At 53.4% G+C, this 20,329-nt stretch carries 20 protein-coding genes and 1 tRNA gene; 2 read left to right on the forward strand and 19 right to left on the reverse strand.

What is annotated here, in order from left to right:
• Positions 1 to 14: 14 nt before the first annotated feature.
• The 16 genes from smpB to EVJ23_RS02755 form a co-directional block, all read right to left on the reverse strand.
• Positions 15 to 485: an SsrA-binding protein SmpB gene (gene smpB / locus EVJ23_RS02680; protein ID WP_070328710.1), complete on the reverse strand. Its 471-nt coding sequence runs from the start codon at positions 483 to 485 to the stop codon at positions 15 to 17.
• A 48-nt stretch (positions 486 to 533) separates the two neighbouring features.
• On the reverse strand, positions 534 to 2,948 hold the full coding sequence (gene rnr, locus EVJ23_RS02685; protein ID WP_131463983.1) for a ribonuclease R: 2,415 nt from the start codon (positions 2,946 to 2,948) through the stop codon (positions 534 to 536).
• A 16-nt stretch (positions 2,949 to 2,964) separates the two neighbouring features.
• Positions 2,965 to 3,705, reverse strand: a complete 741-nt coding sequence (locus tag EVJ23_RS02690) for an alpha/beta hydrolase (RefSeq protein ID WP_070328793.1) — start codon at positions 3,703 to 3,705, stop codon at positions 2,965 to 2,967.
• A 102-nt stretch (positions 3,706 to 3,807) separates the two neighbouring features.
• Complete coding sequence (gene secG, locus EVJ23_RS02695) at positions 3,808 to 4,032, reverse strand: preprotein translocase subunit SecG (protein WP_012726902.1); 225 nt, start codon at positions 4,030 to 4,032, stop codon at positions 3,808 to 3,810.
• A 73-nt stretch (positions 4,033 to 4,105) separates the two neighbouring features.
• Positions 4,106 to 4,993, reverse strand: a complete 888-nt coding sequence (locus tag EVJ23_RS02700; protein ID WP_167615727.1) for a YitT family protein — start codon at positions 4,991 to 4,993, stop codon at positions 4,106 to 4,108.
• 55 nt (positions 4,994 to 5,048) lie between these two features.
• The gene (locus tag EVJ23_RS02705; protein WP_201739212.1) at positions 5,049 to 6,386 is read right to left on the reverse strand and encodes a glycosyltransferase; all 1,338 of its coding nucleotides are present in this window, start codon (positions 6,384 to 6,386) and stop codon (positions 5,049 to 5,051) included.
• The gene (locus tag EVJ23_RS02710; protein ID WP_236633718.1) at positions 6,383 to 7,591 is read right to left on the reverse strand and encodes a glycosyltransferase family 4 protein; all 1,209 of its coding nucleotides are present in this window, start codon (positions 7,589 to 7,591) and stop codon (positions 6,383 to 6,385) included. The genes EVJ23_RS02705 and EVJ23_RS02710 overlap by 4 nt, the downstream gene beginning before the upstream one ends.
• A 21-nt stretch (positions 7,592 to 7,612) precedes the next feature.
• Positions 7,613 to 8,494: a UTP--glucose-1-phosphate uridylyltransferase GalU gene (gene galU, locus EVJ23_RS02715; protein WP_131463985.1), complete on the reverse strand. Its 882-nt coding sequence runs from the start codon at positions 8,492 to 8,494 to the stop codon at positions 7,613 to 7,615.
• Between the two features lie 532 nt (positions 8,495 to 9,026).
• Positions 9,027 to 10,328: a phosphopyruvate hydratase gene (eno, locus tag EVJ23_RS02720; RefSeq protein WP_070328705.1), complete on the reverse strand. Its 1,302-nt coding sequence runs from the start codon at positions 10,326 to 10,328 to the stop codon at positions 9,027 to 9,029.
• Between the two features lie 33 nt (positions 10,329 to 10,361).
• Complete coding sequence (gpmI, locus tag EVJ23_RS02725; RefSeq protein WP_071397952.1) at positions 10,362 to 11,900, reverse strand: 2,3-bisphosphoglycerate-independent phosphoglycerate mutase; 1,539 nt, start codon at positions 11,898 to 11,900, stop codon at positions 10,362 to 10,364.
• The gene (gene tpiA, locus EVJ23_RS02730; protein ID WP_070328703.1) at positions 11,901 to 12,653 is read right to left on the reverse strand and encodes a triose-phosphate isomerase; all 753 of its coding nucleotides are present in this window, start codon (positions 12,651 to 12,653) and stop codon (positions 11,901 to 11,903) included. It lies immediately after the preceding gene.
• Between the two features lie 18 nt (positions 12,654 to 12,671).
• Positions 12,672 to 13,856 (reverse strand): phosphoglycerate kinase, encoded by a 1,185-nt coding sequence (locus tag EVJ23_RS02735; protein WP_070328702.1) that lies wholly within the window; start codon positions 13,854 to 13,856, stop codon positions 12,672 to 12,674.
• Between the two features lie 98 nt (positions 13,857 to 13,954).
• On the reverse strand, positions 13,955 to 14,962 hold the full coding sequence (gene gap / locus EVJ23_RS02740; protein ID WP_131463987.1) for a type I glyceraldehyde-3-phosphate dehydrogenase: 1,008 nt from the start codon (positions 14,960 to 14,962) through the stop codon (positions 13,955 to 13,957).
• 60 nt (positions 14,963 to 15,022) lie between these two features.
• Positions 15,023 to 16,048 carry a sugar-binding transcriptional regulator gene (locus EVJ23_RS02745; protein WP_070328791.1) on the reverse strand — a complete coding sequence of 342 codons (1,026 nt, stop codon included), beginning with the start codon at positions 16,046 to 16,048 and terminating at the stop codon, positions 15,023 to 15,025.
• Between the two features lie 112 nt (positions 16,049 to 16,160).
• Entirely contained in the window at positions 16,161 to 16,418 is a 258-nt protein-coding gene (locus tag EVJ23_RS02750) for a glutaredoxin family protein (protein WP_070328700.1), read from the reverse strand.
• A gap of 1 nt (position 16,419) precedes the next feature.
• A complete protein-coding gene (locus EVJ23_RS02755) occupies positions 16,420 to 17,559 on the reverse strand; it encodes an RNA polymerase factor sigma-54 (RefSeq protein ID WP_131463989.1) in 1,140 nt (379 codons plus the stop codon).
• A gap of 124 nt (positions 17,560 to 17,683) precedes the next feature.
• Between EVJ23_RS02755 and EVJ23_RS02760 the strand changes: the two genes are divergently transcribed.
• Positions 17,684 to 17,756 (forward strand) — tRNA-Arg (locus tag EVJ23_RS02760).
• A gap of 114 nt (positions 17,757 to 17,870) precedes the next feature.
• On the forward strand, positions 17,871 to 18,485 hold the full coding sequence (clpP, locus tag EVJ23_RS02765) for an ATP-dependent Clp endopeptidase proteolytic subunit ClpP (protein WP_255569836.1): 615 nt from the start codon (positions 17,871 to 17,873) through the stop codon (positions 18,483 to 18,485).
• Between the two features lie 40 nt (positions 18,486 to 18,525).
• Here clpP and EVJ23_RS02770 read toward each other — a convergent pair whose 3' ends face one another.
• The 3 genes from EVJ23_RS02770 to EVJ23_RS02780 are packed head-to-tail and all read right to left on the reverse strand — an operon-like array spanning position 18,526 to position 20,304.
• Positions 18,526 to 19,221 (reverse strand): MerR family transcriptional regulator, encoded by a 696-nt coding sequence (locus EVJ23_RS02770; protein WP_131463993.1) that lies wholly within the window; start codon positions 19,219 to 19,221, stop codon positions 18,526 to 18,528.
• 57 nt (positions 19,222 to 19,278) lie between these two features.
• Complete coding sequence (locus EVJ23_RS02775; protein ID WP_131463995.1) at positions 19,279 to 19,719, reverse strand: hypothetical protein; 441 nt, start codon at positions 19,717 to 19,719, stop codon at positions 19,279 to 19,281.
• Positions 19,720 to 19,779: 60 nt separating this feature from the next.
• Complete coding sequence (locus EVJ23_RS02780) at positions 19,780 to 20,304, reverse strand: DUF2179 domain-containing protein (RefSeq protein WP_236633352.1); 525 nt, start codon at positions 20,302 to 20,304, stop codon at positions 19,780 to 19,782.
• Positions 20,305 to 20,329 lie beyond the last annotated feature (25 nt).

Raw genomic sequence — 20,329 nt, forward strand, 5'->3', positions numbered from 1 at the left:
ATCAGGTCGCGCTGTCAGTATTTTTGCCGGTCCCGGAGTGCCCGGTCGACGTCACGCTTCGCGTCTTTCTTCTTCAAGTCATCGCGCTTGTCATACTTCTTCTTCCCGCGCCCGATGCCGAGGAGACATTTAGCGAAGCCGTTCTTGAGATACACTTTGAGCGGGATGATCGTATACCCGTCCCGGCCTTGTGCGCCGATGAGCTGGTTGATTTGTTTTTTATGCAACAATAGCTTTCGGATACGGAGCGGCTCGTGATTGAACCGGTTCCCTTGCTCGAACGGGCTGATATGACAGTTGTGAAGCGTTGCCTCGCCACCGTCAAAGCGGACATACGCGTCGGCGATGTTGATCTTCGACTGGCGCACCGATTTAATCTCGGTCCCGGTCAACACCATGCCGGCTTCAATCGTATCTTCGATCGCATAATCGAAGGACGCTTTTCGGTTTTGCGCGAGCGCGTTCGAATCTTTCTTCTTGGCCATATTACTCAGTCCTTTATATCAAATTACGGAAGGGGTCTCCCCCTCCCGTCAGCGACGTTTCTTCGCTCCGCGTTTCGCGTCGCCTGTTCGTTTTTGACCGTCTTGTTTCTTCAGATCAAGCGCCGAACGTCCTTGTGACGATTTCGGCTTCTCGCCCGGCTTACTCGGCTTGCTCGCTTGACCCGGCTTACCTGGTTGTCCAGGCTTGCCTGGCTTGCCGCGTTTCGGACGTTTGTCGTCACGACCGCGTCCACCGCGCTTATCGTCTTTCTTCGGACGACCTTCCGTCGCTTTGATCGTCGTCGGTTGGCGACGGCGCGTCTGTTCACGTTTTGGCATACCGACGACCGTGAAGTCGATCGTGCGCTCGTCTAGGTTGACGGCGTCGACTTTGACCCGGACCGAGTCCCCGATCCGGAACTGACGTTTCGTCCGCTCGCCGAGCAACATGAGCTGTGACTCGTCGAAGTGGTAGTAATCATCCATCGTTTGAAGACGGACGAGCCCTTCGATCGTGTTCGGGAGCTCGATGAACATCCCGAAGTTCGTGATACCGCTGACGACACCGTCGAACTCTTCACCGAGACGTGACTCCATGTACTCGGCTTTCTTGAGCGCTTGCGTCTCCCGTTCAGCGTCGACCGAGCGACGTTCGCGTCTCGACGTCTGTTCGGCGATCGAACTGAGACGTTCCTCGTACTTGGCGATCGTCTTGTCCGACAAGTCCTGGTTGAAGGCGTACGTCCGCATGAGACGGTGGACGATCAAGTCAGGGTAACGACGGATCGGCGACGTGAAGTGCGTATAGAAGTCGGTCGCAAGACCGAAGTGACCGAGCGAGACGTCGTCATACTTCGCCTGTTGCATCGAGCGCAACATGATCGTGCTGATGACCGGCTCTTCCGGCTGACCTTCGATCGCTTTCAAGATCTTCTGAAGCGTCTTCGGTTCGACTTTTTGGCCTTTGAAGCGTTCGATATGCACGCCGAAGTTGGCGACGAAGTCGAAGAAGAAATCGAGCTTGTCTGATTTCGGGTTATCGTGTACACGGTAGATGAACGGGACGTCCATCTTGTGGAAGTGTTCGGCGACCGTCTCGTTGGCCGCGAGCATGAACTCCTCGATCAACTTCTCGGCGACCGAGCGTGGGCGCAAGACGATATCGGCTGCTTTCCCTTCCGTGTCGACGATGACTTTCGCCTCGGCGAAGTCGAAGTTGATGGCACCGCGCGAGTTACGGCGTGCACGAAGTACTTCCGCGAGTTCGGCCATGAGGTCGAATTCACCGATGTACGGCTCGTAGCGCGCGAGCGTCTCCTCGTCGTCACGTTCGATGATTTCACGGACGTTCGTATACGTCATCCGCTCCGTCGTCTTGATGACACTCGGGAACAGCTCATGGCTAACGACTTTCCCGTTTTGCGGCGAGATCTCCATGACACAGCTGAGCGTCAGGCGGTTGACGTGCGGGTTGAGTGAACAGATCCCGTTCGACAAGCGGTGTGGCAACATCGGGATGACACGGTCGACGAGATACACACTCGTCCCGCGCTCGAACGCCTCGACGTCGAGCGGTGAGCCTTCCTTGACGTAGTGCGACACGTCGGCGATGTGGACACCGAGTTCATAGTTGCCGTTGTTCAGTTTCTTGACGTGGACGGCATCGTCCAAGTCTTTGGCGTCTTCGCCGTCGATCGTGAAAATCGTCTCGTTACGCAGGTCGACACGGCCGATGAAGTCTTTCTCGTCCGCCTCTTCCGGCACGGCGTTCGCCTGGTCGATGACGTCTTCCGGGAACTCCGTCGGGATGCCGTGCTTGTAGACGATCGACAAGATGTCGACGCCAGGGTCGTTCTTATGTCCGATGATACGGACGACGTCACACGCTCCGGCGAAACGTCCATCCGGATACTTCGTGATGCGGACGACGACTTTGTGTCCTTCGACGGCACCGAGCGATTTGTCTGTGTTGACGATCGGCCAGAAGTTGATGCGTTTGTCGTCCGGTTCAATGAAGGCGAACTGGTCGAGGCGGCCGCTCGGGAGTGTGTACGTCCCGACAAATTCAGATAGGCCGCGCTTCAAGACTTTGAGCAATACGCCTTCTGTCTTGCCATGGTTATCCTCGCGTTTTTTGACGAGAATCGTATCGCCGTGATAGACGTCTTTCAATTGGTCCGGTGGCAAGAACACGTCTTCTGTCTCGCCTTCGACCGACAAGAAGCCGAAGCCGCGTTGGTGGATCGAGATGATCCCGGCCGCTTGGCCGAGCACGGCGAGCGTGCCGTAACGGTTCGTCCGCGTCCGGCCGATCAAGCCTTCCGCTTCAAGTTCGTTCAAGGTGCGGATGAGCTCTTTAAAGGCATCCGTCGACTCGAGCGCAAGACGCTCGGTCAATTGGTCTACAGTCAGCGCTTTGTCGCTTGCCTGGATGATTTCTAGTAGTTGGTCACGTAAATTCAACGTGACACCTCCTTTTTCACACTGACCAGTCTAACGTTTCGAGAAAATCGAGCACGTCCTGGTGCAGTTTCTCTTTTTCTTTGTCGAGGGTGATCACGTGTCCCGAATGCTCGTACATGAGCAGTTCTTTTTGGAACGCGTTGATCGCCTCGTAGATCTCGTGTGCAGATTGAGGATCGACCATGCGGTCTTTCGCTCCTTGGATGACGAGCGCCGGTACGAAGATATCTTCGAGCCGAGACGTCGTCTCCTCGACGAACGCACGTAAATCGGTGAGTGTCGGCATCGGTTTGAAGTCCGCCATCTCCCGTTCGATTTGTTCGGTCGATTTGTCTTCCCTTGATTTATATTCTCGGGCGTATGCCTGGACTCCTTTATACAATCGGTCCTCGGCATCGATTTCAGTCGGTGCGCACATCGGCACGACACCTTTGACGCTCGCTTCTGAAGCGAGACGGAGCGACATGACGCCGCCGAGCGATAGGCCACAGACGACGATTTCGTCGTAGCCTTTGTCTTTCAACGCTTGGTAGGCGTCTTGGACGTCCTGCCACCAGTCGTTCGGTCCAAATTCGAGCAACTCTTCTGGTGGGACGCCATGTCCCCGGTACTGGGGTCCCATGCACGTGTAGCCTTCTTTTTGTAGGAAACGACCGAGCATGCGGACGTCCGCGCTCGATCCTGTAAAGCCATGTAACATTAACACGGCACGTGGTCCGCCTTCGAAGAAGAACGGTTTCGGTGCACTCACTTTCATCGTCCAAGTCAACTCCTCATACATTCCATTATTCCCAAAAAATAATGCAAAAAAACAAAAGCTGACCGCCTCACGTAAAAACCGAGAACGATCAGCCTTTCATCATAGTGATGCGACTAGTAATCCTAAAATGAAAAACAATGTGCCTAGTACAGCTGCAGTTCGGTTCAAAACAGCGTCAAAGCCGCGTGCTTTCTGGCGGCCGAACAACTGCTCCGCGCCACCTGCAATCGCCCCAAGACCTTGCGACCGACCTGACATGAGCAGTACGACGACAATCAATAAAACAGCCACGACGAGCAGGCTGATTGTAGCGATCGTTTGCATAATAGTCAGTTCCTCCTTCTTTTTACACGCTTCTTATTATATAGAAGTTGTGATAAAAACGCCAGCTTTCAAATTAACGGGATGGGTAGCTGAACCCTTCCCCGATCACTTCTTTCACTTGGTGGATGACGACGAACGCACGAGGGTCGGTCACTTCGACGATTTTCTTGAGCGGACCGACTTGGCGCTTGTCGACGATCATGTACAACATGTTCTTATCTTGCTTCGAATAATGGCCGTGACCGTGGATGATCGTCGCTGAGCGGCCGAGCGTCTCCGTCAAGACGGCGGCGAGCTCTTCGTGCTTGTCGCTGATGATCGTGACGGCTTTCCGGATGTTCAACCCTTCGGCGACGAGGTCGATGACCCACGAGCCGATGATGATGGCGATGAGCGTATAAAGCACGACTTGTTCCCCGAGGAAAAAGCCCGACGCCCCGACGACGATGACGTCGATGATGAACATCGAGACGGCGACGCTCATGTGGAGATAGCGTTCCATGAGCCGGGCGATGATGACCCCGCCCCCGGTCGTCCCGCCGACGCGGAGCACCATGCCGATGCCGACACCGATCAAGATCCCGGCATAAATCGCCGCGAGCAGTTTATCCTCGGCCGGGCTGCCCCAGTTATGGGTCAAGCTGAGGAAGAACGACGTCGCGACGACGGCGACGACCGAATAGACCATCGTCCGGCGGTCGAGCAACTTATAGCCGACGATGAACAACAGGCCGTTCCCGATGATCGACGTGATGCCGAGGTCCCAACCGAACAAGTAGTACAAGATGATCGTGACCCCGAGCAGGCCGCCTTCCGAGAAGGCGTTCGGGACGGTGAAGTAGTTGACCCCGAAGGCGAGGATGAACGACCCGGCGATGATCCAGGCGATGTCCTTCAATGAGATCGATTGGAGTTTTTGCCAAACTTGTTGACGCAAAAGATGTTGTTGCTGACGTTTCATAAAAAATCCCCTTTCCATTTTGCATATAAAAAAGACCGCGGCAAAAGCCGCAGTCTTAACGTTGTACTGGCTTTGGCGCACCGTCTTTCATAATCGGCAACTTGCGGTCTGCGACGTTTTCGTAGACGTTCAAGAGTGCCTCTTTTTCCAAATCCCAGTTATATTTCTCACGCGCCGTCTTCGTGTTCTCTTTGACACGGGCGTAAAGTTCTTGATCTTCGAGCAGGCGGTTGACGCCTTCTGCGATCGATTGTGGGTCGTGTGAGTCGACGACGACACCGACGTCGTTGCCGGCGACGACACGTTCAATCTCAGGGAAGTCACACGACACGACCGGCACTTCGGCCATCAAGTATTCGAACAGCTTGTTCGATGACGCCGAGTAGTGGTTGAAGCAGACGTTGTTCAACACTTGGAAACCGAGATATGCGTTCATCGTGTAGTACGGTAACGCCTCGACCGGTACTTTATCAATCATCTTGACGCGGTCACTGACGCCTTCTTCCTCGATCATCTGTTTGATGACCGGCTTTAGTTTCCCATCGCCGATCATGACGAGCGTGCCTTCTTTAAAGTCTTTCGCCGCCAAGACGAGTTGTTCGAGACCGCGTCCCGCTTGGACGCCGCCTTGATAGAGCAAGATCTTCTCATCTTGCGGCAAATCGAGCAAGGCGTGTAAGTCTTTCCGGAGCGAGAAGTCGAGCGGACGGTAGAACGGATAGTTATGGAGCACGTACGGATAGAAACCGTACAACTCTTCGTTGTGCGCCGCACGCGTATGGTTCTCGACCATCATCGAATCGACGTATGGCAACAACCAGCCCTCAAGGTTACTTTGGATGTAGCCGTAACCGGTCCGGTCGGTCTGGACCTCATGCGAGTCGTAGACGATCTTGCCTTTATTGACGAGTTTGCCGGCGATCAACGCCTGCGGCAATGTGTTCAAGTCGTTCGCGTGATAGAAGTCGTACGACTTCTTCGTCGAGGCGAACACCATCTCGAGCATCGCGCTCGCGTTGACGATGTTTTTACGGACCGGCGGGAGCAAAATCGCACCCGCTGCCGCGCCGAGACCGAGCATCGTCAGTGGCGCGAGGATGACTAATCCCGCCCCGACGAGTCCAGCCCCGAGTTGGCGCGTCCTCTTCTCCGACACCCACGTCCGGACTGATTTCAACGCCTTCATCCCGTTGACGAGAATCGACGGTTGACGTTTCACGCGGATGACGCGGAAACCTTCTGGGCGCATCTCTTCGGCCGGAAGATCTTTATTTTTAGGGTCTTGCAAGGCGATCAAATCGACCTCGTACCCCGCCTCGGCGAGCGCCGAGCATTCGCGAAGGACACGGGCGTCATTCGTAAAGTGGTTCCAAACAAACATACATACCTTCATCGTTGTTCCTCCATCAATAACTTTTCGATCACGTCGTCGAGGACGTGTATATTGTTTTCCCAGCACAGGTTGTCTTTCACGTAACGGATGCCGTTCGCCCCGAACTTGTCGCGCAGATCCGGGCGATCGAGCAATGTCCGGAGTGACTGTTCAATCTCGTCGATGTCACGCTTCCGTGACACGTAGCCGACTTCCGCCGCTTCGATGACATTCGCCGCATGGCCTGACACCGCAGCGACGATCGGTTTGCCGACCGCCATATAATCGATTAGTTTACCCGGGATGACCGTGTCGAACACGTCTTGGTCGATCAGGCTGACGAACGCGACGTCGGCATTTTTGATCGCTTGGAACGCCTCCGTCCGTGGCATCGCCTCGAGGAAGAGGAAGTTCTTGAATCCGCGGGCTTTAATCGTTGCTTTCAATTCGTTCTTCCGGTAACCGTAGCCGATCAGCTTGAAATGGACACGCGGCTCGTCTCGGAACCGCTCCGCGAGTTCAAGCAACAGCGACACGTCTTGGGCAAGCCCCATGTTGCCGGCGTATAAAATCTCCATCCGGTCGTCTTCGGGAACGGTCCGCTCCAAGTTGCGCTCGCTCACACGGATCGAGTTCGGCATATAGTGGATCATGCCATTGTCGACACCACGTTGGCGCAAATAGCTGCGGAAGCCTTCCGAGTTGATGATGATCGCATCGGCCGACTTGTAGAGACGTTTCTCGAACCAAAACGCGGGCGTGAGCATCCAGTCGTACTTGAACACACCGACACCTTTGACCGACTCCGGCCACAGGTCACGGACGTCGAGTACGAACGGGACGCCATGTTTTCGCTTCGCATACACCCCGACGAACGCCATAAAAAAAGACGGGGTCGTCGCGAAGACGACATCCGGTTTCGTATCGAGTGCTCTGACGGCGGCGACACCTTTGATCATCTGTTCGAGGAACAAGGCGAGCCGGCTCAACATGTTCGACGTATGCTTGCGCTGTTTCGTGATCAACCGCTTGATGAACGGTTGGTTGTTCAGCTCCGTGTCGTTCCAGAACCGGTCGTCTTTATACAAGTTGAAGTTCGGATACGACGGGGCGGCCGTGATGACCTCGACCTCGTAGCCGCGTTCTTTCATGAGATGCGTAATATTTTGCATCCGGTTGCCGGCGCTGCCGATCTCCGGATAATAGTTTTGACACACCATTAACATTGTTTTCAAAAATAACACACCTTACTGTTGTTCGAGTTCGTCCACGAACCGTTTCAAGAGCTGATGGACGTTGGGTTTTAAATCTGGGTCGCATAACGCATAGGCAATCGTCGCCTCGATAAAGCCGATCGGTTCCCCGACATCAAAGCGACGGCCGTCAAATTCGTAGGCGAACACCGTCTGCGCCTCGTTCAAGCGCGCGATGGCGTCCGTCAATTGGATCTCGCCCCCGGTACCGACCTCTTGGGCCGATAACGCCTCAAAGACGTCCGGTGTCAAAATGTAGCGGCCGAGGATGGCGAGGTTTGAAGGCGCCTCTCCGGCGGGCGGTTTCTCAACGAACGTCCGCACCGGGATGAGCTTCCCTTCGACGGCAAGCGGGTCAATTATACCATATCGATTCGTCATTTCATACGGGACACGCTGAACCCCGATGATCGAGCGTTCATGTATCTCGTACTGCTCGATGAGCTGGCGTGTCGCCGGCACTTCCGCCTCGATAATATCATCGCCCAAAAGGACGGCGAACGGTTCGTCGCCAATGAACTTGCGGGCACACCAAATCGCATGGCCGAGTCCTTTCGGCTCCTGTTGGCGTATGTAGTGGATGTTGGCGAGGTTCGACGAGTGGCGGACCGACTCGAGCAGCTCCGTCTTCCCTTTCGACTCGAGGTTCTGTTCGAGCTCGATGGCGCGGTCAAAATGGTCCTCGATGGCACGTTTGTTCTTCCCGGTCACGATGATGATGTCCTCGATCCCTGAGGCGACCGCCTCCTCGACGATGAACTGGATCGTCGGCTTGTTGACGATCGGGAGCATCTCTTTTGGCATCGCCTTCGTCGCCGGCAAGAAGCGCGTGCCGAGTCCGGCGGCTGGGATGATGGCTTTGCGTACACGTTTCATGAACGTATCTCCTTTTTTCATTATGTAGATGATTATACCCAAAAATTCGACTTTCACGCACGTAAAAAACGGCCGTGACATGCGTCACGACCATTTCCGATCGTCCATATACTTATACAGGAACCACCCGCCGACACCGAGCGCAATGAGAAGAAGGAGAAAGCCGCTGATCATCATGACGAACGCCTCCTTTTACCTACACTAGTCTATTCCCGGAAATGCGAAGGGATATGCGCTCCGTCTTGGCGGCACCGATGCTTTCTGCAGGCAATCCACGGAGCCTCCTCGCGCTTACGCGCTTGCGGGGTCTCCGCGCGATTGCTTTCCTGCAAGAGTCACGGTGCCGCTCGGACGGAAATCAGACGGTGGGCGACTCCTTGGGGAGAGTGATGCAAGGATGACCCCGTAAAGCGCGCAGGCGCTGCGGAGGCATCCGCATCACCCCAGGAAAGCGTCCCGCCGTCTGATGAACGCCTTCTCCCCCCCTCCACAAAAAAACAGGCCCGCCATAAGGCGGACCTGAAACAATCAATTATTTTTTGAGGTTTTTGAGGTTGTAGAACGACTTGATACCGTCGTATTTCGCTACATCGCCGAGCATGTCTTCGATGCGGAGAAGTTGGTTGTATTTCGCGATACGGTCTGTACGTGAAAGTGAACCTGTTTTGATTTGACCAGCGTTTGTCGCAACTGCGATATCAGCGATTGTCGCATCTTCTGTTTCACCAGAACGGTGCGAGATAACTGCTGTGTAGCCAGCTTTTTTAGCCATTTCGATCGCGTCGAATGTTTCTGTGAGCGTACCGATTTGGTTAACTTTGATGAGGATCGAGTTCGAGATGCCTTTTTCGATACCTTCAGCAAGTTTCTCAGTGTTCGTTACGAAGAGGTCATCCCCAACGAGCTGAACTTTGTGACCGATTTTGTCAGTAAGCAATTTGAAGCCGTCCCAGTCGTTTTCGTCGCAACCGTCTTCGATTGAGATGATTGGGTACTTGTCAACGAGCTCAGCGTAGAAGTCTACGAGCTCAGCAGTTGTCATTGACTTGCCTTCGCCAGCGAGTTCGTACTTGCCAGTTGACTTGTCGTAGAACTCAGACGATGCAACGTCCATTGCGAGGTAGATGTCTTCGCCAGCTTTGTAACCAGCTTTTTCGATTGCTTCAAGGATAACTGTGATCGCTTCTTCGTTCGACTTAAGGTTTGGTGCGAAACCACCTTCGTCACCGACAGCTGTGTTAAGACCCATACCAGAAAGAACTGATTTGAGGGCGTGGAATACTTCTGCACCCATGCGGAGCGCTTCGCGGAACGTTGGCGCGCCTACAGGCATGATCATGAACTCTTGGAAGTCAACGTTGTTGTCAGCGTGCGAACCACCGTTGATGATGTTCATCATTGGAGTTGGAAGCGTCTTCGCGTTGAATCCACCGAGGTACGTGTAAAGTGGAAGGCCGAGCTCGTCTGCTGCTGCGTGTGCTGCTGCCATTGAGACACCGAGGATCGCGTTTGCGCCGAGTTTACCTTTGTTTTTCGTACCGTCGAGCTCGATCATTTTCGCATCGAGTGCGTTTTGGTCGAAGACATCGTAGCCGATGAGTTCAGGTGCGATTGTGTCGTTTACGTTAGCAACGGCTTTGAGTACGCCTTTACCAAGGTAACGTGACTTGTCGCCATCGCGAAGCTCTACTGCTTCGTGCTCACCAGTTGATGCGCCTGATGGGACGAGGGCACGACCGAAGCCGCCGTCTTCTGTGAATACTTCTACTTCGATTGTTGGGTTACCGCGTGAATCCAAAATTTCGCGTGCGTAAATTTCTGTGATCATTGACATAAAAATCGCTCCTTTTTGTTTGGAAAATGTAGTTTACTTCTTAACGATTGACGTACCGGTCATTTCAGCCGGTTGCTCTCCTCCTAGGAGGTGTAAGAGCGTCGGCGCGAGGTCGCAAAGCGAACCTTTCATAACTGGTTTCAGTTCAACGCCTGGCTTCGTGACGATACACGGTACAGGTTCTGTCGTATGGGCCGTCATCGGTGAGCCGTCCGGGTTCGTGACAAGGTCAGCGTTCCCGTGGTCCGCCGTGATGATCGCCGCGCCACCTTTGGCGAGTAGTGCGTCCACTACTTTACCGAGGCATTCGTCGACGACTTCGACCGCTTTTTTCGTTGGTTCGAGCATACCGGAATGGCCGACCATGTCCGGGTTCGCGTAGTTGATGATATACGCGTCGTACGTGTCTGATTCGATGCGCTCGAGAAGACCTTCTGTGAGCTCGTATGCGCTCATTTCCGGTTTCAAGTCGTACGTCGCTACTTTCGGCGACGGGACGAGGAAGCGATCTTCACCTTCGAACGGTGTTTCTTGTTGTCCGTTCAAGAAGAACGTGACGTGCGGGTATTTCTCAGTTTCCGCTGCGCGGAGCTGTTTGTACCCTTGCGCGGCGAGCGTTTCGCCGAGCGTGTTTTTCAAATCTTCCGGCGGGAAGACGATATCCGTATCGATCTCATCCGAGAATTTCGTCATCGAGACGAGCAAGACGTTCTCCGGATGCGCGCTCGAGAGCTCGAACCCTTTGAAGCCTGTCTTCTCTTTGAACACTTTCGCGAGTTCGATCGCCCGGTCCGGACGGAAGTTGAAGAACATGATCGCGTCGTTGTCTTTGATTGTCGCGACCGGTTGACCGTCTTTCTCGATGACCGTCGGCAAGACGAACTCATCTGTCAAACCGTCTGCGTACGACTGCTTAAGCACGTCGACCGCATTCGTTCCGACTTCGCCTTTTGCGTTGACGAGGACGTCGTAAACTTTTACGACGCGTTCCCAACGGTTGTCGCGGTCCATGGCATAGTAACGTCCAGACACACTAGCGACTTGACCGACACCGAGTTCAGCGAGCTTCGCTTCCGTCTGTTCGAGGAAGCTTGCACCTGATTTCGGATCACAGTCACGGCCGTCCGTGAAAGCGTGAATGAATACTTTTTCAATGCCGTGGAGTTTCGCGAACTCGACGATGGCAAACATGTGCTGGATGTGGGAATGGATCCCACCGTCTGAGACGAGCCCCATGATGTGGAGGCTTGAATCATACTTCTTCACATGTCCCGCCAAATGGTTCATCGCTTGACGGTCGAAGAGCGACCGGTCTTTGATGGCGTTGTTGACGCGTGAAAGTGACTGATAGACGACCCGGCCGGCACCGATGTTCAAGTGACCGACTTCCGAGTTGCCCATCTGACCTTCCGGGAGACCGACGTACTCACCTTGCGCGTTTAACAGCGTGTGTGGATACGTCTCCCAGTAACGGTCGAAGTTCGGTTTGTTCGCCGCAGCGACCGCATTACCGAACGTTTCGTTCCGCATACCGAAACCATCTAAGATGATAAGGGCGACAGGTCTTGCCATTTAAATCGCCTCCAACAACTTGAGGAACGAAGCAGCTTCGAGTGAAGCACCGCCGACGAGTGCGCCGTCGATGTCTTCTTGAGCCATATACTCCTTGATGTTCTCAGGTTTGACTGAACCGCCGTATTGGATGCGAACCGCAGCCGCTACGTCTTCACCGTAAAGGCCTTTTACAACGTCGCGAACGTATTTGCATGAGCTTTGCGCATCTGCTTCGTCCGCTGATTTGCCAGTACCGATTGCCCAAACTGGCTCGTACGCGATGACGAGTTGTTTGACTTGGTCAGCTGAAAGATCGGCGAGGCCACCTTCGACTTGCGTCTTGATGACTTCTTCGAACTTGCCGCCTTCGCGCTCGTCAAGTGTTTCACCGACACAAACGATTGGCGTAAGACCGTGTTCGAACGCTTTTTTTGTTTTGCTGTTGATGAACGCATCTGACTCGCCGAAGTACTCACGGCGCTCCGAGTGTCCAAGGATGACGTAAGTGACGCCGAGGTTGGCGATCATCGCCGGGCTCGTTTCACCTGTGTATGCCCCGCTGTCTTTGTCGTACATGTTTTGCGCACTAAGCTTTAAGTTCGATCCTTTAGCCGCTTCTACCATTGGGGCTAAGAATACTGCTGGTGCACCAATCGCCGCGTCAACTTTGTCCGTTGACGGGATATTGTTTTTAACTTCCTCTACGAAAGCGACCGCTTCCGAGAGTGTTTTATTCATTTTCCAGTTACCTGCAATAATCGGTTTACGCATCGATAATCCTCCTCAGTTTTACTTGTCGTTCAACGCTTCGACGCCTGGAAGTTTCTTGCCTTCCATGAATTCGAGTGAAGCGCCGCCACCAGTTGAGATGTGACTCATCTTGTCAGCAAGGCCGAACTTGGCTGCTGCCGCGGCTGAGTCGCCACCACCGATGATTGAATACGCGTCGCTGTCTGCGAGTGCTTGAGCGACACCTTTCGTTCCGTTAGCGTATTTATCGAGTTCGAATACGCCCATCGGTCCGTTCCAAACGACAAGTTTCGATTCGCGAATCGCTTCCGCGTAAATTTCGACCGTCTTCGGTCCGATGTCGAGACCCATGTGATCCGCAGGGATCGAGTCGATATCGACTGGTCCGACGTATGTTTCTTCGCCGAATTCTTTCGCAATCACAGCGTCGACCGGCAACAAGAACTTCACGCCTTTGTCTTCTGCTTTTTTCATGAACTCACGAGCGAGGTCGAGCTTGTCTTCTTCAAGGAGTGACGTTCCGACTTCGTTCCCGAGTGCTTTCGAGAACGTGTACGAGAGTCCGCCACCGATGATGAGCGTGTCAACGATGTCGAGAAGGTGGTCGATGACCCCGATCTTGTCAGCAACTTTCGAACCGCCGATGATAGCCGTGAACGGGCGATCCGGGTTCGAGAGCGCTTTGCCGAGCACTTCAAGTTCTTTCTCCATCAATAAACCAGCAACCGCCGTGTCGACGTTTTGCGCGATTCCTTCCGTCGAGGCATGGGCACGGTGAGCCGCACCGAACGCGTCGTTGACGAAGACGTCAGCGAGCGCCGCAAAGCCTTTAGCGAGTTCTGGATCATTTTTCGTTTCACCAGGGTAGAAACGGACGTTTTCGAGAACGACGACGTCACCTTCACCAAGTTTTGAAACGGCTTCTTCTGCAACTGGACCGTACGCTTCTTCAGCGAGCGGTACGTCTTTGCCGAGAAGCTCACCTAGACGTTTTGCAACCGGTGCGAGCGAGTATTTTTCGTTCTTCTCGCCGCCTGGACGGCCGAGGTGGCTCGCCAAAATGACTTTCGCGCCGCCGTCGATCAAATGCTTGATCGTCGGAATAGCTGCTTGGATCCGCGTCTCGTCTTGAATGACGCCATCTTTAGTTGGAACGTTGAAGTCAACGCGGCAAAAGACGCGCTTCCCTTTTACATCGATGTCACGAATAGACTTTTTGTTCATAAACTTCGCCTCCATATGTCGTGCGTTTAAATTTCATAAATAGAGCGGAGAACAATCTCTTGTTTCCGCTCCTATTTGGTTCTATTTAGTTCACGAACTTACTTCGCGATTTCAGCAAAGTGCTTGAGTGTGCGAACCAATTGTGCAGTGTATGACATTTCGTTGTCGTACCATGCAACTGTTTTAACGAGTTGCTTGTCGCCGACTGTCATGACTTTCGTTTGTGTCGCATCGAAGAGTGAACCGTAAGTGATTCCGACGATGTCAGAAGATACGATTTCGTCTTCAGTGTAACCGAATGACTCGTTCGCTGCTTTTTTCATTGCTGCGTTGATTTCGTCAACAGAAACTGTTTTCTCGAGAACTGTTACGAGCTCAGTCAATGAACCAGTTGCAACTGGTACACGTTGTGCTGCGCCGTCAAGTTTACCTTGAAGTGCTGGGATAACAAGGCCGATCGCTTTAGCCGCACCAGTTGTGTTCGGTACGATGTTCGCTGCTGCCGCACGTGCACGACGGAAGTCACCTTTAGGGTGTGGAGCGTCGAGCGTGTTTTGGTCGCCAGTGTAAGCGTGGATTGTTGTCATGAGACCTTCGATGATTCCGAACTGATCTTGGAGAACTTTCGCCATTGGCGCCAAGCAGTTTGTTGTACAAGAAGCACCAGAGATTACTGTCTCAGAACCGTCAAGGATTTCGTGGTTCGTGTTGAAGACAACAGTTTTCATGTCACCTGTAGCCGGAGCCGAGATCACAACTTTTTTCGCGCCAGCTTTCAAATGAAGCTCCGCTTTTTCTTTGTCTGTGAAGAATCCAGTACATTCGAGAACGATGTCAACACCGAGCTCGCCCCATGGAAGTTCTTCTGGGTTACGGTTAGCAAGTGTAACGATTTTCTCGCCGTTTACGAGGAAATGACCGTCGTGTACTTCAACTTCTCCGTCGAAACGACCTTGTGTCGTGTCATATTTGAGAAGGTGAGCAAGCATCTTCGTGTCAGTCAAGTCGTTGATTGCAACAACTTCGACTCCTTCGTTCTTGATGATCTCGCGGAATGCCAAGCGACCAATACGTCCAAATCCGTTAATACCAACTTTTACTGCCATAGTTAATTTCCTCCTTAGGGTAGAAGCTATTTATTAGAAGAGCCAACGGGGGTCAACTCTTTAATAACGATTTAATAATTCTGTGGCCGCACCTTCGTCTGTGACGAGGATGATGTTCGGCCTATGTTTCGCATATGCGGCAATCGCTTGTGCCTTTGACTTTCCTCCGGCGACGGCGATGACGGTGTCCATGTCGTCGAGCTCCTCTAATTGGATGCCGACCGTCTTGACCCGATGAACGATTTCGCCTTCTGCGTTGAAATAATATCCGAACGCTTCGGCGACGGCTTCGTGCCGTTCGATCATCCGCAAATGCTCCGGTGTGGCGTGACGACGTTTTGCCATCGTTTCGGCCTCACCAATTCCATGTACCACTATTCGAGCCGCTCTAATCATTTCCAGCACATTTTTTATGCTTGGTTCCTCCACCATCCGTTCAAACGTCTTTTGTGAAACCTCATCCGGAATGTGGAGTAAATGATAGTCGGCGTGGGCCCGGTCCGCCATTCGAGAACAGACGGTGTTCGCCTGTAACTCGAGCGTTTCGCCGAGTCCGCCGCGTGCCGGCACGAAATGCATCGGTCGTTCTTTTTTATCGGGCGACATCATTGCCGCAACCGATGCCATCGTCGTCCCGCCTGTGACCGCGATGATATTGTCGTCAGGTGCCAGTCGCGCTTTTAGTTGCGTGACGGCGGCCCGACCGATATCTCGCTGGACCCAGAACGTCTCGTCCGAATCTCCCGGTACGATGACGACTTGGCGAACGCCTAGTTTTTGCTCGAGAACTCGTGCGATTTGTGAAATCCCTAGGATTTCTCCCATGACCTCGTGCAAGTCTCTGAGAACGTTTCGGCCCGATTCTGTAAGTGAGATCCCTTGGGTCGCGACTGTGAGAAGACCTTGGTCTTTCAAAAAGTCGACTTCTCGTCTTAAGATTCGTTCCGTCAGCCCGAGGCTTGTGGCCAACGTCCGGCGGCCGATTGGCTGCATGAGCCGGACATAATGTAAGATGTCATAACGATGTCGGAGCGTGTCGAGCAGGTCAGGGACGATTTGCTTCTGAACTTGAATCAGTTGCTGGATCATGCTCATTCCCCCTCGACTTAAAGTGTGGACAAAAATTGTCCCACTTTTATTTTTACGTCCCACCGCTACGAGTTCATCTTACCAATCACCTTACCGTCTGGCAACCCCTTCAAACGTTTTTTTTCGATGTAAGCGTATACTTAACAAATTCTTCAACTTTCTCATCATCGTATCGCCCTTGACTGATAAGGGTTCCTTCATGTACAACGACGGGAATCTCAAATAAATATTTTTCTTCGAGCAACGCGTCACCCGTGATGTCGATTTGCTCGAGCTCGAATGGATAATCTTCCTGCAGCCATTCGAGCATGACGAGCGCCTCCTCGCAGAGCGAGCAGTTCTCCCGGCGATATAACGTCAGTACCATGTCACGTCTCCCCTTTCCATAACTGTCGTTCCCGCTCCCGCGAGTTGCCAAAACCTAGCGCCTCACGATAATTCGCGACCGTTCGCCGCGTCACGGTGTAACCGATCCGGGCCAGCTCCTCGGTGAGCGCCTGGTCGCTCAAAGGCGCCGTCTCTTGTTGGATCAGCTCGGCGAGCGCCCGTTTAATCATGAACGGGGCTTGGCCGTGGTATGTGGCGCGGACGAAGAAGTGACGCCACTCCATCACGCCGCCCGCGGTCTTGGCGTACTTGCCTTGAATCGCGCGGCCGACCGTCGACTCATGCTTGCCGATCTCGATGGCGACTTCTTTTCGTGTGAGCGGATGCAGGACGAGTTGGCCGCGGAGCCAGTCCGCCTGGCGTCGCTCGATGACGGCCCACACAGAGCGGAGCGTCTCTGCGCGCATCGCGAGCGTCTCTTGCCACCACTTCGCCTCCCGGTCCGAACCGACGTCTAAGGCGATCACCGGGCTGAACCACGTCGTGATGAGTTCCCCGTCTTGAACGACGACCTCGAGTTCGGGCAGAATATGCTCGGTTTCTTCATATAATATCGGTGTCCTCGGGAGCGTGGCGACGATTCGGCTGATTCGCTCGTATTCGTCGGTCGTCATCCCGAGCTTGTCCGCTACATGCTCGACCTTTGCGTCAAGCGCCTCGAACACGTCGAGCACGTGTGGATCGTCATGCTCGATCGCGTGACGGTATTGGCAGTCATGTTCTGAAGCCGCACCGATCCCGGTCGGCTCTAAAAATAACAGTGCGCGCCGGGCCAGATCGACGTCCGTCATCTCAACACCGAATCGCTTCGCGAGGACGGCATCGGTCTCCGGCAGTAGCCCGCGATGGTCGAGCGCCATGACGAGTTGTTTTTGAAGCTGCTTTTGGGCCCCGGTCCCGCTTCCTTCGTCAATCTGTTCAAATAGCCGTTCTTCAAAACCGCCCGCCGCGTCCGCAATCCATTCGACCGTACCGCCCGTTGTGACGTGCGCGTTTCGTTTAGCCAACCGGGCGAGCTGCCACTCGAGCGCGACCCGGTCCGCCTCAAGAACCGGCAGACGCCGGACCATGTCTTGTGTCAGCTGAAGCTTCTGCAGTTGTTGCTGTTCTTGCCGTTGCATCGGTCACACCCCTCTCACTTCTAATTGTAACGAATGGTCGCCAAACGCGCTTGCAAAAAAAGACATAACAACAGGATTGCTTTTTCAAAAAAACAATTGTATAATAAATCATGTCAGAGAACATGCACCCGTAGCTCAGGGGATAGAGCACTGGTTTCCGGTGCCAGGTGTCGGGAGTTCAAATCTCTCCGGGTGTATCAAATCAAGAGGTCAGGCAGATGCCTGGCCTCTTTTGTCGTTTATAATTGGGCGAACGGTGGAATATGTGAGAAACAAAGACTATCGTTTGACCAACATTGACTATAGCGGTTATGATAGGTTTACACGATACATACAAGGAGGCAAATTCAATGTTAATTCCAACAGTTATCGAACAAACAGGTCGCGGGGAACGCGCGTACGACATTTACTCACGCTTGCTTAAAGACCGGATCATCCTTCTCGGAAGCGCGATCGACGACAACGTCGCCAACTCGATCGTCGCCCAGCTTCTTTTCCTTGCAGCTGAGGACCCAGATAAGGACATCTCACTCTACATCAACAGCCCGGGTGGCTCGATCACTTCCGGAATGGCGATCTACGACACGATGAACTTCATCAAGCCGAACGTATCGACAATCTGTATCGGAATGGCCGCATCGATGGGTGCCTTCTTGCTCCAAGCCGGTGAAAAAGGTAAACGCTTCGCGCTTCCAAACGCGGAGATCATGATTCACCAACCGCTCGGCGGAACACAAGGTCAAGCGTCGGACATTAAAATCCACGCTGAACGGATCATCAAGATGCGTGAGAAGTTGAACCAAATCATGGCCGACAACACAGGCCAGCCGCTTGAAGTCATCGAGCGCGACACAGAGCGCGACTACTTCATGTCAGCTGATGAGGCGAGCAACTACGGTCTCATCGATAAAGTCATGACACGTTAAACCACAGGCGCCTTTCCCAGCTTCGGGAAAGGCGCTTTTTTTATTGGGTTGGTAACCAAATCTCAATCAAATCATCGGCCCCATCTTGCCCATGGATATAGCGCTCAAAATCGACTGCATCACGCAACGTCACATCCGGCAAAGCCAAAAGTTGATCGTACGTCGATGGAATGGCCGGGATCCCCCCTTCGACCGTTGCGACCAGGTAACGTCCTGCCGACAATTCGACTTGTCGGGCACCCTTCCCATGTACGGGTTCGGTCATGCCGGCCAGATAAGCTTCTTCTTTAGGCAAACAGACACCGTACGATTCGTTTGTCGTCAGCTCTGGATTTAGTTTTTCCCATACGACCGAGATTGCTGTGAGTTCGGATACGTACCCGTTCACAACTTTAGGTTGCTCCCACGTCTCATAGCGAACATTCATTTGATTCCCTCCTGTTTGCATCCATTCGATTTGTTGCTCGATTTGTCGCAACGCCTCGATTTCACGTTGGACTTCATCAAGCCTGCCTTCAAGTAACTCGCTCACACTTCCTGCGGTCTGAATCTGTTCGAGCGAAATGCCTATTTGCCGCAATAACTTGATTTCGTTCAAGCGTCTTATTTCTTCTATTCCGTATAACCGATACTGATTGTCTAAACGAGTCGGCTGGACGAGCCCTTTCGCTTCATACCACTTTATCGCTTTAATTGACAACCCCGTTAGATGGACAACTTTTCCGATTTGAATCATTGGCGTTCCCCCTTCTCGTTTATGTTAAAGCCGTCCGTAACGGACAGGTCAACTCTTTTATTCCTCGACCTTGACGCCGAACACGTAACGGCTGTCGCCTTGTGCCCAGTCCCCGCCCGTCTCGAACAAATAGACGCCCGGTTCATCGGGAACGACTTGCTCGGACGGGACGAGTTCCCCGTCGACAATCTGATTGAATGAAAAGTTCGAAGGCTCGGCGTGGAACGTCACGTCGATTTCAGCACCTGGTTTGACCGGGACGAGCTGCAGGTCGTCCGCTCCCGGTAACCCGTGGTCTTCACATACCCCTTGTCCCTGATCGGACCAACAAAACGTCGACTGTCTCACTTCGGCGGTCACTGAACCGACCCGGACCGTCGGCAGTGGCGGGCGTAGCGACGATTCTGTTTTCCAAAAGGACATCGCGAGCAATCCTCCCCCGACTACCAGTAACCCGATCACCAACACCCATCGCCCTTTTCGCTTCAACGCACTCATCTCCTTTCCCTGTCTATTCCCCACTCCACAAAAAAGGACCCACTTTCGTGAGTCTTCCGTTCATTTCGGGCGTCGTAGCCCTTTCAACATATATCCACCTTTGAAATCGACCGGGTCGAACGCGACGAGGAACGCCTTCGGTTCATACTCCTCGACCAGTCGGCGCAATTCTTTCATCCGCGTCCGAGCCGCCAAGACATCAAGACGATAACGCGTTCCATCACGGCCTTGGCCTTGATAGTGCGTCACACCATATCCGCTGTCGCGCATTTTTTGAATGAGCTCAGCCGGAAACTCTTGCGTGTGGACTTGGATCATGTTGTAGCCGATCGCAAGTTTCCGCTCGACGAAACCGCCGAGAAGAATACCGAGCCCGAACCCGACCGCATACACGATCATCCCGAGCGTCGTCAAATCTTGAAAGACGATACCGAGCGCAAAGATATAGATGAGCGTCTCGAGCGTCCCGAACATGGCCGCAATCACCGTTTTCCCTTTGACGAGCATGATCGTCCGAAGCGTGAGCACCGGTACAAATAGTAATTGTAATAATAAAATGAGCAAGAGTTGGCTCGCTTGTCCCATAGGATCGACCTCCATTCCAATTCAG

Source organism: Exiguobacterium sp. SH1S1 (assembly GCF_004337245.1).
Lineage (GTDB): Bacteria > Bacillota > Bacilli > Exiguobacteriales > Exiguobacteriaceae > Exiguobacterium > Exiguobacterium aurantiacum_A.

Bases quoted from the DNA above. Each gene is read 5' to 3' on its own strand.
- smpB (WP_070328710.1), bottom strand. From the start codon at position 485: ATGGCCAAGAAGAAAGATTCGAACGCGCTCGCGCAAAACCGAAAAGCG.
- EVJ23_RS02690 (WP_070328793.1), bottom strand. From the start codon at position 3,705: ATGAAAGTGAGTGCACCGAAACCGTTCTTCTTCGAAGGCGGACCACGT.
- secG (WP_012726902.1), bottom strand. From the start codon at position 4,032: ATGCAAACGATCGCTACAATCAGCCTGCTCGTCGTGGCTGTTTTATTG.
- EVJ23_RS02700 (WP_167615727.1), bottom strand. From the start codon at position 4,993: ATGAAACGTCAGCAACAACATCTTTTGCGTCAACAAGTTTGGCAAAAA.
- EVJ23_RS02705 (WP_201739212.1), bottom strand. From the start codon at position 6,386: ATGAAGGTATGTATGTTTGTTTGGAACCACTTTACGAATGACGCCCGT.
- EVJ23_RS02710 (WP_236633718.1), bottom strand. From the start codon at position 7,591: ATGTTAATGGTGTGTCAAAACTATTATCCGGAGATCGGCAGCGCCGGC.
- galU (WP_131463985.1), bottom strand. From the start codon at position 8,494: ATGAAACGTGTACGCAAAGCCATCATCCCAGCCGCCGGACTCGGCACG.
- eno (WP_070328705.1), bottom strand. From the start codon at position 10,328: ATGTCAATGATCACAGAAATTTACGCACGCGAAATTTTGGATTCACGC.
- gpmI (WP_071397952.1), bottom strand. From the start codon at position 11,900: ATGGCAAGACCTGTCGCCCTTATCATCTTAGATGGTTTCGGTATGCGG.
- tpiA (WP_070328703.1), bottom strand. From the start codon at position 12,653: ATGCGTAAACCGATTATTGCAGGTAACTGGAAAATGAATAAAACACTC.
- EVJ23_RS02735 (WP_070328702.1), bottom strand. From the start codon at position 13,856: ATGAACAAAAAGTCTATTCGTGACATCGATGTAAAAGGGAAGCGCGTC.
- gap (WP_131463987.1), bottom strand. From the start codon at position 14,962: ATGGCAGTAAAAGTTGGTATTAACGGATTTGGACGTATTGGTCGCTTG.
- EVJ23_RS02750 (WP_070328700.1), bottom strand. From the start codon at position 16,418: ATGGTACTGACGTTATATCGCCGGGAGAACTGCTCGCTCTGCGAGGAG.
- EVJ23_RS02755 (WP_131463989.1), bottom strand. From the start codon at position 17,559: ATGCAACGGCAAGAACAGCAACAACTGCAGAAGCTTCAGCTGACACAA.
- clpP (WP_255569836.1), top strand. From the start codon at position 17,871: ATGATAGGTTTACACGATACATACAAGGAGGCAAATTCAATGTTAATT.
- EVJ23_RS02770 (WP_131463993.1), bottom strand. From the start codon at position 19,221: ATGATTCAAATCGGAAAAGTTGTCCATCTAACGGGGTTGTCAATTAAA.
- EVJ23_RS02775 (WP_131463995.1), bottom strand. From the start codon at position 19,719: ATGAGTGCGTTGAAGCGAAAAGGGCGATGGGTGTTGGTGATCGGGTTA.
- EVJ23_RS02780 (WP_236633352.1), bottom strand. From the start codon at position 20,304: ATGGGACAAGCGAGCCAACTCTTGCTCATTTTATTATTACAATTACTA.